This is a genomic window from Patulibacter defluvii, assembly GCF_034096925.1.
Lineage (GTDB): Bacteria > Actinomycetota > Thermoleophilia > Solirubrobacterales > Solirubrobacteraceae > Patulibacter > Patulibacter defluvii.
On sequence record NZ_JAWZSQ010000014.1, the window covers coordinates 48212 to 61108 of the forward strand.

The 12897-nt window shown below is 75.8% G+C and carries 13 protein-coding genes; 5 read left to right on the plus strand and 8 right to left on the minus strand.

The features are described 5' to 3' along the window. Window positions 1-104 precede the first annotated feature (104 nt). The 4 genes from hrpA (at window position 105) to SH587_RS14810 (ending at window position 5331) form a co-directional block, all read left to right on the plus strand. Entirely contained in the window at window positions 105-4334 is a 4230-nt protein-coding gene (hrpA, locus tag SH587_RS14795) for an ATP-dependent RNA helicase HrpA (RefSeq protein WP_320671403.1), read from the plus strand. A gap of 53 nt (window positions 4335-4387) precedes the next feature. Then, the gene (locus tag SH587_RS14800) at window positions 4388-4771 is read left to right on the plus strand and encodes a universal stress protein (protein WP_320671404.1); all 384 of its coding nucleotides are present in this window, start codon (window positions 4388-4390) and stop codon (window positions 4769-4771) included. Window positions 4772-4842: 71 nt separating this feature from the next. Continuing rightward, window positions 4843-5091, plus strand: coding sequence for a hypothetical protein (locus tag SH587_RS14805; RefSeq protein WP_320671405.1), 249 nt, complete (start codon window positions 4843-4845; stop codon window positions 5089-5091). A 78-nt stretch (window positions 5092-5169) separates the two neighbouring features. Beyond that, window positions 5170-5331 carry a hypothetical protein gene (locus SH587_RS14810; RefSeq protein ID WP_320671406.1) on the plus strand — a complete coding sequence of 54 codons (162 nt, stop codon included), beginning with the start codon at window positions 5170-5172 and terminating at the stop codon, window positions 5329-5331. 45 nt (window positions 5332-5376) lie between these two features. Here SH587_RS14810 and SH587_RS14815 read toward each other — a convergent pair whose 3' ends face one another. The 6 genes from SH587_RS14815 to SH587_RS14840 all read right to left on the minus strand — a co-directional run bounded on the left by SH587_RS14815 (window position 5377) and on the right by SH587_RS14840 (window position 10438). Further along, entirely contained in the window at window positions 5377-6066 is a 690-nt protein-coding gene (locus SH587_RS14815) for an enoyl-CoA hydratase-related protein (protein WP_320671407.1), read from the minus strand. A gap of 63 nt (window positions 6067-6129) precedes the next feature. Further along, window positions 6130-6849, minus strand: a complete 720-nt coding sequence (locus SH587_RS14820) for a Type 1 glutamine amidotransferase-like domain-containing protein (protein WP_320671408.1) — start codon at window positions 6847-6849, stop codon at window positions 6130-6132. Between the two features lie 19 nt (window positions 6850-6868). Continuing rightward, on the minus strand, window positions 6869-7981 hold the full coding sequence (locus tag SH587_RS14825) for a hypothetical protein (RefSeq protein WP_320671409.1): 1113 nt from the start codon (window positions 7979-7981) through the stop codon (window positions 6869-6871). Between the two features lie 77 nt (window positions 7982-8058). After that, window positions 8059-8517: a ribosome silencing factor gene (rsfS, locus tag SH587_RS14830; RefSeq protein WP_320671410.1), complete on the minus strand. Its 459-nt coding sequence runs from the start codon at window positions 8515-8517 to the stop codon at window positions 8059-8061. After that, window positions 8514-9149, minus strand: coding sequence for a nicotinate (nicotinamide) nucleotide adenylyltransferase (nadD, locus tag SH587_RS14835; RefSeq protein ID WP_320671411.1), 636 nt, complete (start codon window positions 9147-9149; stop codon window positions 8514-8516). Before nadD ends, rsfS begins: the two co-directional genes overlap by 4 nt. A gap of 11 nt (window positions 9150-9160) precedes the next feature. Further along, entirely contained in the window at window positions 9161-10438 is a 1278-nt protein-coding gene (locus tag SH587_RS14840) for a glutamate-5-semialdehyde dehydrogenase (protein WP_320671412.1), read from the minus strand. A 155-nt stretch (window positions 10439-10593) separates the two neighbouring features. On the opposite strand from SH587_RS14840, the gene SH587_RS14845 reads away from it, so the two are divergent. Then, a complete protein-coding gene (locus tag SH587_RS14845; protein ID WP_320671413.1) occupies window positions 10594-11139 on the plus strand; it encodes a CAP domain-containing protein in 546 nt (181 codons plus the stop codon). Window positions 11140-11141: 2 nt separating this feature from the next. Here SH587_RS14845 and SH587_RS14850 read toward each other — a convergent pair whose 3' ends face one another. Continuing rightward, window positions 11142-11969, minus strand: a complete 828-nt coding sequence (locus SH587_RS14850; RefSeq protein ID WP_320671414.1) for an ABC transporter permease subunit — start codon at window positions 11967-11969, stop codon at window positions 11142-11144. Further along, window positions 11966-12868: an ABC transporter ATP-binding protein gene (locus SH587_RS14855; protein ID WP_375341772.1), complete on the minus strand. Its 903-nt coding sequence runs from the start codon at window positions 12866-12868 to the stop codon at window positions 11966-11968. The genes SH587_RS14850 and SH587_RS14855 overlap by 4 nt, the downstream gene beginning before the upstream one ends. Window positions 12869-12897: the final 29 nt, after the last annotated feature.

Here is a 12897-nt window from a genome sequence, read left to right on the forward strand (position 1 = left end):
GCCGGCGCGGGCGGCATCGGTGGAACCACGGGTCCGAACCCCTGGCCACCCGCCCGGGCGGCACGACGGCCGTCCGCCCGCGACCCGTAGCGTTGGTGGTCGCGATGGCGGACGCCGTGACCACCCCCGACCTGCGCGAGCGCCTGCGGACGCTCAGCCTGCGCGACGAGCACCGGCTGGCCCGCCGGGTCGACCGCCTGCGCCACCAGCGGGACGACGGCGCCCGCGCGCGCGAGCTGGCCAAGCTGCTGCCGGAGCTGGAGCGGGCCGAGGCCCGGGTCGCCGCCCGCCGGGCGGCGGTGCCGGCGGTCTCGTACCCGGAGGAGCTGCCGGTCAGCGCCCGCCGCGACGACCTGCTGGCCGCGATCCGCGACCACCAGGTGGTGGTGGTCGCCGGCGAGACCGGCTCGGGCAAGACCACCCAGCTGCCGAAGATCTGCCTCGAGCTGGGCCGCGGCGTCCGCGGCACGATCGCCCACACCCAGCCACGCCGGATCGCCGCCCGCACCGTCGCCGAGCGGATCGCCGACGAGCTCGACGTCGAGCTGGGCGGGGCGATCGGCTACTCGGTCCGCTTCAACGACCGCGCCAGCGAGACGACGCTGGTGCGGCTGATGACCGACGGCCTGCTGCTGGCCGAGATCCAGCGCGACCGGCTGCTGCGCCGCTACGACACGATCATCATCGACGAGGCCCACGAGCGGTCGCTGAACATCGACTTCCTGCTCGGCTGCGTCAAGCAGATCCTGCCCAAGCGGCCGGAGCTGAAGGTCGTCATCACCTCGGCGACGATCGATCCCGAGCGGTTCAGCGCTCACTTCGACGACGCCCCGATCGTCGAGGTCTCGGGCCGCACCTACCCGGTCGAGGTCCGCTACCGGCCGATCGAGGACCCCGACGCCGACAGCGACGACCCGGACGACGACGACCGCCGCCGTCCCCGCCCCGGCAACCGCGCGCGCGGCGCCGCCGGCGACCGCGACCAGGCCGAGGCGATCGGCGACGCGGTCGAGGAGCTGCTGGCCCACCACCGCCGGACCCACGGGGCGAGCGAGCGCGGCGACGTCCTGGTCTTCCTCTCCGGCGAGCGCGAGATCCGCGACGCGGCCGAGGCGCTGGCCGGCCGCTTCGGCACGCCGCGGCCGGGCCAGCAGCCGATCGAGATCCTGCCGCTCTACGCGCGGCTGGCGGCCAGCGAGCAGCAGCGGGTCTTCCGGCTCGAACGCGGCGGGCGAACCCGAGTGGTGCTGGCCACCAACGTCGCCGAGACCTCGCTGACCGTTCCCGGGATCAAGTACGTGATCGACCCGGGCACGGCCCGGATCAGCCGCTACAGCCCGCGGCTGAAGGTCCAGCGGCTGCCGATCGAGCGGATCTCGCAGGCCTCGGCCGACCAGCGCAAGGGCCGCTGCGGGCGAACGTCGGACGGGATCTGCATCCGGCTCTACTCGGAGGACGACTTCGCCGGCCGGCCGGAGTTCACCGACCCCGAGATCCTGCGCACCAACCTCGCCTCGGTGATCCTGCAGATGGCCGCGCTGGAGCTGGGCGCGATCGAGCGGTTCCCGTTCCTGGAGCCGCCCGACGGCCGCCAGGTGCGCGACGGCGTGCTGCTGCTGGAGGAGCTGGGCGCGCTGACCGCCGGCCGCGCCACCAAGGCCCAGCGGGCCGACGAGCCGGCGGCGCGGCTGACCCCGCTCGGGCGCAAGCTGGCCAACCTGCCGGTCGACCCGCGGATGGCGCGGATGGTGCTCGAGGCCGACCGGCTGGGCTGCACCGACGAGGTGATCGTGATCGCCGCCGCGCTCTCGATCCAGGACCCGCGCGAGCGCCCGGCCGACGAGCAGGCCGCCGCCGACCAGGCCCACGCCCGCTTCAAGGACGAGCGCTCCGACTTCCTGGCCTACCTGCACCTGTGGCGCTACCTGCGGACCCAGCAGCGGGCGCTCTCCGGCAACCAGTTCCGCAAGCGCAGCAAGGCCGAGTTCCTGCACTACCTGCGGATCCGCGAGTGGCAGGACCTGGTCGCCCAGCTGCGGCAGGCGGCCAAGCAGGTCGGCGTGACCGTCCCCCACGACCGCCGCGCCGACGCCCCGGCGGCCGACGACGAGCCGCTCGGGGCCGCCCACGCCGAGGACCGGCTCGCCGCCGCCGACGCCGAGCGGATCCACCTGGCGCTGCTCTCGGGGCTGCTCTCGCACGTCGGGCTGAAGGAGAGCGAGCCGGCGAAGGGCCGGCCGAAGGGCCCCAAGGGGCGGCCACCGCGGCCGGAGTACGTCGGCGCTCGTGGCGCCCGCTTCCAGCTCTTCCCCGGCTCGGCGCTGTCGCGCAAGCCGCCGACCTGGACGATGGTCGCCGAGCTGGTCGAGACCTCGCGGCTGTTCGGCCGCACCGCGGCCCGGATCGAGCCGGGCTGGATCGAGCCGCTGGCCGAGCACCTGATCGTCCGCACCCACGCCGAGCCGCGCTGGGACCGCAAGCGGGGGTCGGTGGTGGCCACCGAGCGGGCGCTGCTCTACGGCCTGCCGGTGGTCGCCGGGCGGACCGTCCAGTACGGCCGGATCGACCCGGTCGCCTCGCGCGGGATCTTCCTCCGCTCGGCGCTGGTCGAGGGCGACTGGGACGGCGGCCGCGCCGGCGGGGCCGAGATCCTGGCCGAGAACGCGCGCCGGATCGCCGAGGTCGAGGCGCTGGAGGAGCGGGTCCGCCGCCGCGACCTGCTGGTCGACGACGAGGTCCTCTACGCGTTCCTCGACGAGCGGCTGCCGGAGGCGATCGTCGGCGGGGTCGAGTTCGACCGCTGGTGGCGGGAGGAGCGGCAGCGGCGGCCGGAGCTGCTGGTCTACCCGCGCGAGCTGCTGGTCCGCGACGCGCCCGACGACGAGCGCGACGAGGCGCGGCTGCGACCGACCGCCTGGAAGCAGGGCGAGATCACGCTGCCGCTGAGCTACCGCTTCGAGCCCGGCAGCGAGCACGACGGCGTCACCGTCCACGTGCCGCTGAAGGTCCTCCCCCAGCTGCAGCCGATCGGCTTCGAGTGGCTGGTGCCGGGGCTGCGGCCGGAGCTGGTGACGACGCTGCTGCGGCTGCTGCCGAAGGAGGTCCGCCGCGAGCTGGTGCCGATCCCGGAGACCGCCCAGCGGCTCCTGGAGCGGATGACCCCGCGCAGCGCGCCGCTGCCGGTCGCCCTCGCCCGCGAGCTGAACGCCGGACCCTGGCACCCCCCCACCCGGGTCACCCCGGCGATGCTCGACCCGGCGCGGCTGCCGAGCCACCTGCGGATGAGCTTCCGGATCGAGGACGACGAGCAGGACCCGCCGGCGCTGGTCGCCGAGGGCCACGACCTGGCGGCGCTGCGGGCCGCCGTCCAGCCGAAGCTGCGGGCGGCGCTGGCCGCGGCGACGCCGTCGATCGAGCGCGCGGGCCTGCGCGACTGGATCTTCGGCGCGCTGCCGCGGACGGTCGCCCTGCCCGGCACCGGCGGCACCGTCCGCGCCCATCCGGCGCTGGTCGACGAGGGCGACAGCGTCGCCGTGCGGGTGCTCGACGGCGAGGCGGCCCAGGCCGACGCGATGTGGCGCGGCACCCGCCGGCTGCTGCTGCTGACGATCCCCTCGCCGGCCCGGCAGCTGCCGAAGACGCTCGACCAGCGGGCCCAGCTGGTGCTGGCCACGGCGCCCCACGGCAGCGTCGACGCGCTGCTGGAGGACGTGGTCGTGGCGACGGTCGACGGGCTGCTGGCCTTCGCCGGCGGACCGGTCTGGGACCAGGAGGCGTTCGCGGCACTGCGGGCCGACGTCGCCGGGCGGCTGCCGACCGCGGCCCCGAAGGTGCTCCAGCAAGTGGTGCGGATCGTCGACGCCGAGCGCGACGTCCGCCGGCGGCTGGAGGACCTCTCGCTGGCCGCGGCCGGAACCGCGTCGGAGGCGGCCTTCGCCGACGCGCTGCGCGACGTCGAGGCCCAGCTGCGGGGGCTGGTCCACCCCGGGTTCGCGACCGCGGCCGGGCCGCGGCGGCTGCCCGACGTGCTCCGCTACCTGCGCGGGATCGAGCGGCGGCTGGAGCGGCTGCCCGACACCGTCGCCCGCGACCACGACCGGATGCAGGCGATCCGCGAGCTGGAGGCGGCCTACCGCGCCCGCCGCGACGGCTGGCCGGCCGGGGCCCCGCGGCCGGCGGCGCTCGACGAGGTCCGGTGGATGATCGAGGAGCTGCGGCTGGCCCAGTTCGCCCAGGGCTTCGCGGGCGGCCGCGGCGGCGACGGGCCGGTCTCCGCCAAGCGGATCCGGCGGCTGCTCGACGAGGTCGGCCGGGCGCCGGGCGCCGGACTATGATCGCGCCGGAGCGTCCGGGGCCGCGGTGGCACCGGCGAAGGGAGTCGTGAGCGGTGTTCGAGAAGATCGTGGTCGGGACCGACGGGTCGCCGACCGCCCTGGTGGCGCTGCGCCACGCGATCCGGCTGGCGGCCGCGGGCGGTGCGTCGATCGACGTCGTGACCGCCCACGACCCCGAGCGGGAGGGTGATCCGGAGGCGATCCTGCGCGACGCCGAGGCGGTCGTCCGCGAGGGCGGCGTGGCCGACGTCCGCACGCACGCCGTGCCCGGCGACCCGGCCGAGGCGATCATCCGCCTGACCGACCGCGTCAAGGGCGACCTGATCGTGATCGGCAACAAGGGCATGACCGGCACCAAGCGGTTCCTGCTCGGCTCGGTCCCGGACAAGATCTCGCACCACGCCGACGCGTCGGTCCTGATCGTCCACACCACCTGAGTCCGCGGCCGGCGTTTGCGCGCCGGCCGGACGGGTAGGGAGCAGACGGAGCCTCGACCCGAGGAGCGCCGATGACCCTGCCCGCGCCCGCACCGCCGATCGCCGAGCGACCGCCGCCGCAGCCGGAGATCCCCGTCCCCGACTGGCAGCCGTCGCCGGTCGTCCCCCCGCCCCCGCAGCCCGGCCCCGATCCCGCGCCGGACCCGCAGCCGCCGACCCCGCGGCCCGATCCCGGGCCCGGCGTGCCGCTGCCCGACCCGTCGCCGGGCCCCGATCCGACGCCGCCGGTCGAGCCGGAGCCCGACCCGGAACCGGTCTGACGGCGGGCGAACCGCTCCCGTCGCCGGCTTGGACAGCGGGCCAGAGACGGCGGGCGGGCGCGCTGACACGATCGACGCATGCTCCGCTCCTCGCTCACCCCGACCAGCTCCGAGTCGGCCGTCGTCGCCTCGCTGCTGGCCGCCGACGCCCTGGCCCGCCGCCGCCGGGCCCGTGGCGCCGGCGCCCGCCCCGTCCCCGCCGGACCGCTCGCCGCGCCGCCGACCGCCGGCAGCGGCTGAGCGGGCGCGCCCGTCGCCCGCCTGCCCGCGCCCGCGCCGTCCGCCTCAGCCCTGGACGAGCGTGTTGACGGCGCGGTCGCGGAGCGCGGCGGCGGCCCGCCCGTAGAGCCGCTGCTTGATCGTCGCCAGCGTCGCCGGGTCCTTGCCCGCCAGGCTCGCCGCGCGCTCGATCGCCCGCGGCAGCAGCTCCTCCTCCGCCACCGCCTCGTCGACGATCCGCGCCGCGGCGGCGTCGACCCCGCCGTAGCGGCGACCGGTCGTCAGCGCCTCGTTGCTGGTCCAGACCGGCAGCCGGGCGATCAGCAGCTCGGTCATCCCGGGCGAGAAGGGAATCCGGATGTCGACCTCCGGCAGGCAGACGAAGCCGCGGTCGGCGCGCATGATCCGGTGGTCGTGGGTCAGCGCCAGCAGCGCCCCGCCGGCGAAGGCGTGGCCCTGGATCGCGGCCACGGTCGGCAGGCCGAGCGTCAGCGCCTGCGCCAGCAGGTCGTGCAGCTGGTCGACGAAGGCCCCGACGCCCTCCGGGTTGGCCTCCATCCAGTCGAGGTCGAGCCCGTTCGACCAGAACTTGCCGCTGGCGGTGGTGACGAGCGCCCGCGGGGCCGGCAGCGCCTCGACCTCGTCGAGCAGCGCCGCGACCGCGCCCAGCCAGTCGGGGGTGAAGCGGTTCTCGCCGTCGCCCAGGTTCAGGACGTGGACGTCGCCGTCGCGGGCGAGGGAGGGGGCTGCGCTCATCGGGTCGGACCTCGGTCGGGGGTGGCGCCGGCGATCCTGCCAGATCGTCGCCGGACAGCGGCCCTAGGAGAGCGCGGCCGTGTCGCCCGCCGTCAGCGCGGCCACGGTCGCGCGGCCGTCGGCGGCGGCCGTCGCGCGGTGGACGGCGCCGAGGCCGTGGACCCGCACCCGGTCGCCGTCGCGCTCGAGCGTGGTGTGCTCGTCGATCCCCCAGCCGACCGTGCCGGGCCGCCGGCGGAGCGCGGCCAGCAGCCGCGGCAGCGTGCCCCACTGGGCGCAGTGAACGTCGACCGCGCCCGGCAGCAGGCCCAGCCCCGGCCGCACGGTCAGCGGCTCCAGGCCCTCGCCGACGTCGGGATCGCAGACCGCCACCGCGCCGTCGCGCCAGCCGCCGACGATCGCCGCCGTCGCCGCGATCGCCGCCCCGGCCGAGAAGCCGGCGTAGGGCAGGCCGCGCTCGCGCAGCGCCGCGACCCAGCCGTCGGCGACGGCGAAGCGCTGCTGGTAGCCGGGCGTCTCGCCGCCGGCCACGAAGACCCCGCTGGCCCCGTCCAGGTCGGCGGCCGCCGGCGGCCGCGACGGCGACAGCACGACCGTCCGCACCGCCCCCGCCCCCGCCCCGGTCAGGGCGACGCGCCAGCGGTCCGGGTCGGTCTCGGCGCCCTCGTCGAGCAGGTAGGCGACGACCGTCGCGTCCGGCCCGCCGGCCGCCGCCGCGAAGGGCGCGTGCGAGGCCGCGACGCCCTCGGGGTCGCGGCCGCCGCCGATCAGGAAGCAGCGCATCGGGCCGCCGGCGACCGTCCTACTTGAGCTTGGTGAAGACCGGCAGCACCGCGCGGTCGTTGCCGGCCTCGTCCTTGAGGCCCGAGAAGAAGATCGCCTTCGGGTCGCGGACGTTGAACCAGAGCAGCCCGCGGATGCCGTTCTTCGCGGCGATGTCCCAGGCGCTCTGCAGCCAGGTGGCGGCGGTGGTGTCCGGGATCGTCTGGCTGCTGACCTTGAAGATGTAGGCGAACTCGGTGATGTACAGCCGCTTGATCGCCGTGCCCGGGATCCGCTTCGTGCGCGCCGCCCGCTTCAGCAGGTTGCGCTGGGTCGCGAGGTTGCGGATCGTCCACATGTCGTTGCTGCGGAGCCGCTTGGTCGGGTTGTTCTTGTAGTCGTAGGAGTGGATCGTGAAGGCGTCGGCCTTGATCGCGTAGTCCTTCGCCTTCGTGCCCTTCCGCGCCCGCCAGTTCTTGTCGAGGCCGAGCGCCTCGCGCAGGAACGGCCCCGGGTTCGACGACTTCGCCGTGCTGCGCGCGTAGGGGGCCAGCTCGCCGGCCACGACCAGCGCCTTGGGGGTCTGCTTCTTGACCTCCTCGTAGGCGATGTTCTGCATCTTGCGCCAGACCTCGGGCCCGTGCTTCTTCGGCAGCTGGGTCTGGTAGTTCGACTCGTTCCAGGGCGACCAGACGAGCTTCACCGGCAGGCCCTTGAGCGCCGCCACCGACTTGCGCACGAACTTGCGGTAGCCGTTGAGGCTGACCTTGCGGGCGTCGGTCTTGTAGCGGGTGCCCAGCTCGCCGTTGAAGCTGATGAAGAGCGTGTCGATCCCCGCCGCGGCGCCCTCGGTCGCCATCCGCCGGATCGAGGCGACCTCGTGCGGGAACGGGAAGTGGTGCTTGGCGTCCCAGTGCAGGAACGTGCGCGCGAAGCTGACGTTGGCGTCCTTCGCGACCTGGAAGAACTCGCGCCGGAGGCCGGCGTCGTCGCCGCGGGCGGTGACCTCGTCGGCCAGGCCCTTGGCCATCGCCGAGGCGCCGGCCGGGGCGGCGAGCGCGGGCGTCGCGGCGGTCGCCAGGAGCAGCAGCAGGGTGAGGGTCCGCGAGCGCGCAGGCGTCGGCCGGGACCCACCGGAAAGGGACGTAAGCACCCGCGGAAGGGTACGCGAAGCCGCTCGCCGCCACGCCACCCCTCCCGGCGGCCGGCCCGCGGCCGGCGGCGACCCGATCAGTCGGCGGGATCGTCGACGGCGTCCGCCGGACCGAACCAGCGGGCGATGTCGAACCGCGGCCGGTCGCCCCAGAGCGACTCCAGCCGGTAGAAGTCGCGGGTCTCCGGCACGAACACGTGGACCACGACGTCGCCGTAGTCGAGCAGCACCCAGCGGGCCTCCTGGACCCCCTCGACCCGTCGCGGCAGCCGCCGCGGCTCGTCGTGCTTCAGCCCCTCGTGGATCGCGTCGTGGATCGCCTTGACCTGGCGGTCGGTGTTGCCGGTCAGGATCACGAAGGCGTCGGTGTAGGCCGACGCGCCGCGCAGGTCGACGGCGACCGGGTCGTGGGCCTTGCGGTCGGCGGCCAGCTCGGCGATCCGGCCGACGAGGGCGTCGAGCTCGGGATCGGGCGGCAGCGAGTCGTCGGGCGGCTCGGGGGCCACGTCGGAGGAGATGAAGGTGCGCTTGCTCATGCGGGTTCGGGGCCGTTGCGGGAACCGCCCTCCGTCACACGGTAGAGCCCCTGGTCGACGATGCGCTGCTCGACCCCGGCCGGCACCAGGTGGTGGATCGTCTCGCCGGCCCGCACGCGCGCCCGGATCAGGGTCGACGAGAGGCCCATCGGCGGCATCGCGAAGGGCAGGAAGCGGTCCTCGGCGCCCAGCTCGCGGAGCGCCGCGCGGGCCCGCCGGTGGCCGTCGTCGCCGCGCTCCGCGACCGCGACCGCGGCGAACGAGAGCACGTCGTGGGGCCGGTGCCAGGCGCCCAGCCCGGCGGCGGCGTCGCCCCCCAGCAGCAGCACGAACTCGTCGTCGGGCCGCAGCGCCCGCAGCTCGGCGAGCGTGTCGGCGGTGTAGGAGGGACCCTCGCGGTGCAGCTCGACGTCGCAGACCTCGAGCCGCCGCTCCTCGCCCGCGACCGCCGCGTGGCAGAGCGCCAGCCGCTCCTCGGGACCGGGATCGCCGTCGACCACCTTGTGCGGCGGCCGCGGCGCCAGCACCAGCAGCACCCGGTCGAGGGCGAGCGCGTCGCGGGCGCACTCGGCCAGCACCAGGTGCGCCAGGTGCGGCGGGTTGAAGGTGCCGCCGAGCAGCCCGATCCGCATGCCGCGCGCGCTCAGGGGCGGACGTGGCCGTCGCCGCGCACCAGGTAGCGGTACGTGGTCAGCTCGCGGAGGCCGATCGGGCCGCGGGCGTGGAGCTTCTGGGTCGAGATCCCGATCTCCGCCCCCATCCCGAACTCGCCGCCGTCGGTGAAGCGGGTCGAGGCGTTGACGTAGACCGCCGCCGACCCGACCCCGCGCTCGAAGGCCCGGATCGCGACGGCGTCGCGGGCGACGATCGAGTCGCTGTGGCCCGAGCCGTGCTCCTCGATGTGCTCGATCGCGGCGAAGACGTCGTCGACCACCCGCACGCCGAGGATCAGCGCCAGGTGCTCGGTGTCCCAGTCCTCGGCGGTCGCCGGCACGACCGGGGTGCCCTGGCCCTCGACCAGCGGCCGGGCCGCGTCGTCGGCCCGCAGCTCGACCTGGTCGGCGGCCAGCCGCCGCGCCATCCGCGGCAGGAACTCGGCCGCGACGTCGCGGTGGACCAGCAGCGTCTCGGCCGCGTTGCAGACGCCCGGGCGCTGGACCTTGCTGTTCTGGACGATCGCCTCGGCCTGGTCGAGGTCGGCCGAGGCGTCGACGTAGACGTGGCCGATGCCGGCCGCGGCGAAGATCACCGGCACCGTCGCGACGCCCTTCAGCGCCGCCTTCAGCCCGTCCCCGCCGCGGGGGATGATCAGGTCGACGTAGCGGTCCTGCGTGGCCAGCTCGGCCAGCTCCTCGCGGCCGCCGCCGGCGACGATCTGGATGCTGTCGGCCGGCAGCCCGGCGCCCTCGGCCGCCTCGGCGGCGACCCGGGCCAGGACCGCGTTCGAGTGCTGGGCGCTCGACGAGCCGCGGAGCACGATCGCGTTGCCGCTCTTGATCGCCAGCGCCGCGGCGTCGATCGTGACGTTCGGCCGCGCCTCGTAGACGACGGCGACGACCCCGAGCGGGATCCGCTGGCGCAGCACGTCGAGCCCGTTCGGCAGCCGGAAGCCCTCGATCGCCTCGCCGACCGGGTCGCGGAGGGCGACCACGTCGCGGACGGCCCCGGCGATCCCCGCCAGCCGGCCCTCGTCCAGCGCCAGCCGGTCCATCAGCGCGCTGGCCAGGCCGTTCTCGCGGCCGGCGGCCAGGTCGCGCTCGTTGGCCTCGAGGATCTCGCCCGACCGCGCCTCCAGCGCCGCGGCGATCGCCTCCAGCGCGGCGTCCTTCGTGCGGCTGTCGACCGCGGCCAGGCGGCGGCCGGCGGCGCGGGCGCGGCGGGCCACGTCGGTGACGGTGCGGACGTCGGTCGTGGTGGCCATGGAGGAAGGGTACCCACCCCGATCGGCCGGCCCGGGGCGGGGTCGGAACCCCCGTCGCGGAGGGCCGTTCCCCGGAAGTTCTCCCGTGGACGCCGTCTACGCGTCAGAATGCCCCGCACCCCGTCGGGACCCCCAGCCCGACCGGGCCCGAATCGATGCCCCTGAACGCTCCGCTCGGCACCGCCGCCACCACCCTCGTCCTGCTGCTCGCCGCCGCTCCATCAGCCGGCGCGGCCTGCGCCGACGCCGACCGCCGGGCCACCCCGGGCGCGCTGCCCGAGGTCCGCGCGGCGACGCTCTGCCTGATCGGCGAGCGGCGCGCGGCGGCCGGCGTGCCGCCGCTGCGGGTCCAGGCGACGCTCCAGCGGCTCTCGCGCTCGTACGCGCGGCAGATGGTCCGGCGCGGGTTCTTCTCCCACACCAGCCCCGGCGGGGCGACGCTGGTCGACCGCCTGCGGGCCGCCGGCTACGCCCGCCGCGGCCACCGCTGGCAGGCGGCCGAGAACCTGGCCTGGGCGACCGGCTCGCGGGCGACCCCGCGGCGGATCGTCGCCAGCTGGATGGCCTCGCCGCAGCACCGGGCCAACCTGCTGGCCCGCCGCTACCGCGAGACCGGGCTGGCGATCGTCACCGGCACCCCGCAGCCGGCCAGCGGCCAGCCGCGGGTGACGGTCGTCCAGCAGTTCGGCGTCCGCAAGTAGCGCTACTTCACCTCGCGCCGCATCAGCCGCCCGAGGCCGGCCAGCAGCGGCACGCCGACCCAGAGCAGGGTGCAGACGACCAGCTTGCCCCAGTCGTCGCCGTGCATGCTGCCGTTCGTCAGCGGGTCGAACGCCTGGTTCGGGTCGATCCACTCGAACGTCTTCTCGAGCGACGAGATCATCCCGCCGAGGATCGTGAAGACGGTCGGCAGCGCGAAGAAGAGCACGATCGCCAGCGCCGGGCTCATCAGCAGCAGGCCGAAGCCGAGGCCCATCAGCAGGTTCAGCTCCATCCCCAGCAGCGCCTGGCCGAGGGTGCCGGCCGACATCGCCCAGCTGCCGTCGGCGTCGGTGGCCGCGATCCCGACGAGGTTGCCGAGCGCGGCCATCGCGACGCTGACGAGCGCGGCGCCGACGCCGAGCACCAGCGCCGCCAGCAGCTTCGAGGCGGCGACCCGCTGGCGGTGCGGGACCAGCGAGAACGTCGCCAGCGCCGTCCGCTGCGACCACTCGCTCGTGACCAGCAGGATGCCGATCACGGGCAGCAGGACGCCGAGCGGCAGCAGGGTCAGCTCGAGGCTGCCGGCGAACGTGCGGTCGGCCAGGCTGCCGGTCAGCGCGCGGGCGATCGCGACCGCCGCGGCGATCAGCACCGCCGACAGCAGCAGCCAGCGGCCGGCGCGGGTGTCGGAGGCCTTGCGCAGCTCGACCTTGGTCAGGCGCAGCAGCGACGGGGCGGCGAAGCGCTCGCGGGGGCTCGGCGCGTCGGCGCCGGCGGGGCCGCCGGCGGCGGCGTCGCGGATCAGCTCGCTGTGGGCGGTCGTGCTCATGCGGCGACCTCCTGGTGGGCGTGGTCGGCGGTGGTCAGCGAGAGGAACATCTCCTCCAGGCCGGCGGTCTCGGCCGGACGCAGCTCGGTCAGGACGATCCCGGCGGCGAGCGCGGCGCGCCCGATCTGCTCCGGGTCGCCCTCGACCAGCTGGGCGCCGTCGGTGGTGGTCGTCGAGGGCAGGCCGGCCTCGGCCAGCGCCCGCCGCAGCGCGGTCCGGTCGGTCGCCCGCACCAGCACGCCGGAGCCGGCCAGCAGCTCGTCCTTGCTGCCGTCGGCGACGATCCTGCCGTTGGCGATCACGACCAGCCGGTCGGCGACCGCCTCGACCTCGCGCAGCAGGTGCGAGGAGAGCAGCACCGTGCCGCCGCGGTCGGCGAACTCACGCAGCACCCCGCGCATCCAGAAGATCCCCTCCGGGTCGAGGCCGTTGGCCGGCTCGTCGAGGATCAGGACCCGCGGGTCGCCGATCAGCGCGTGGGCCAGGCCCAGCCGCTGGCGCATGCCGAGCGAGTAGTCGCCGACCCGGCGGCGGGCGGCGGCACCGGAGAGCCCCACCTGGTCGAGCAGCTCCTGAACCCGGACCGGCGGCACGCCGAGCACCTGCGCGGCCAGGCCGAGCACCTCGCGGCCGGTGCGGCCGGCGTGCTGGGCCGACGCGTCGAGCAGCACCCCGATCTCGCGGCCGGGGTTCGGCAGCTCGCGGTAGGGGACGCCGACGACGGTCGCGTGGCCGGAGGTCGGCGGCGTCAGGCCGCAGATCATCCGCATGGTGGTGGACTTGCCCGCCCCGTTCGGCCCGAGGAAGCCGGTCACGGTGCCGGGCTCGCAGCGGAAGGAGACGTCGCTCACGGCAGCGTGGACGCCGTAGCGCTTGCTGAGGTTCTCGACCAGGATCACGCCCTCCACCGTGCCGGTCGCGGGTCGCC

Excerpts from the sequence above, each read along its gene's own strand:
- hrpA (WP_320671403.1), top strand. The coding sequence starts at position 105 with ATGGCGGACGCCGTGACCACCCCCGACCTGCGCGAGCGCCTGCGGACG.
- SH587_RS14845 (WP_320671413.1), top strand. The coding sequence starts at position 10,594 with ATGCCCCTGAACGCTCCGCTCGGCACCGCCGCCACCACCCTCGTCCTG.
- SH587_RS14840 (WP_320671412.1), bottom strand. The coding sequence starts at position 10,438 with ATGGCCACCACGACCGACGTCCGCACCGTCACCGACGTGGCCCGCCGC.
- nadD (WP_320671411.1), bottom strand. The coding sequence starts at position 9,149 with ATGCGGATCGGGCTGCTCGGCGGCACCTTCAACCCGCCGCACCTGGCG.
- SH587_RS14820 (WP_320671408.1), bottom strand. The coding sequence starts at position 6,849 with ATGCGCTGCTTCCTGATCGGCGGCGGCCGCGACCCCGAGGGCGTCGCG.
- SH587_RS14815 (WP_320671407.1), bottom strand. The coding sequence starts at position 6,066 with ATGAGCGCAGCCCCCTCCCTCGCCCGCGACGGCGACGTCCACGTCCTG.
- SH587_RS14810 (WP_320671406.1), top strand. The coding sequence starts at position 5,170 with ATGCTCCGCTCCTCGCTCACCCCGACCAGCTCCGAGTCGGCCGTCGTC.
- SH587_RS14850 (WP_320671414.1), bottom strand. The coding sequence starts at position 11,969 with ATGAGCACGACCGCCCACAGCGAGCTGATCCGCGACGCCGCCGCCGGC.
- rsfS (WP_320671410.1), bottom strand. The coding sequence starts at position 8,517 with ATGAGCAAGCGCACCTTCATCTCCTCCGACGTGGCCCCCGAGCCGCCC.
- SH587_RS14805 (WP_320671405.1), top strand. The coding sequence starts at position 4,843 with ATGACCCTGCCCGCGCCCGCACCGCCGATCGCCGAGCGACCGCCGCCG.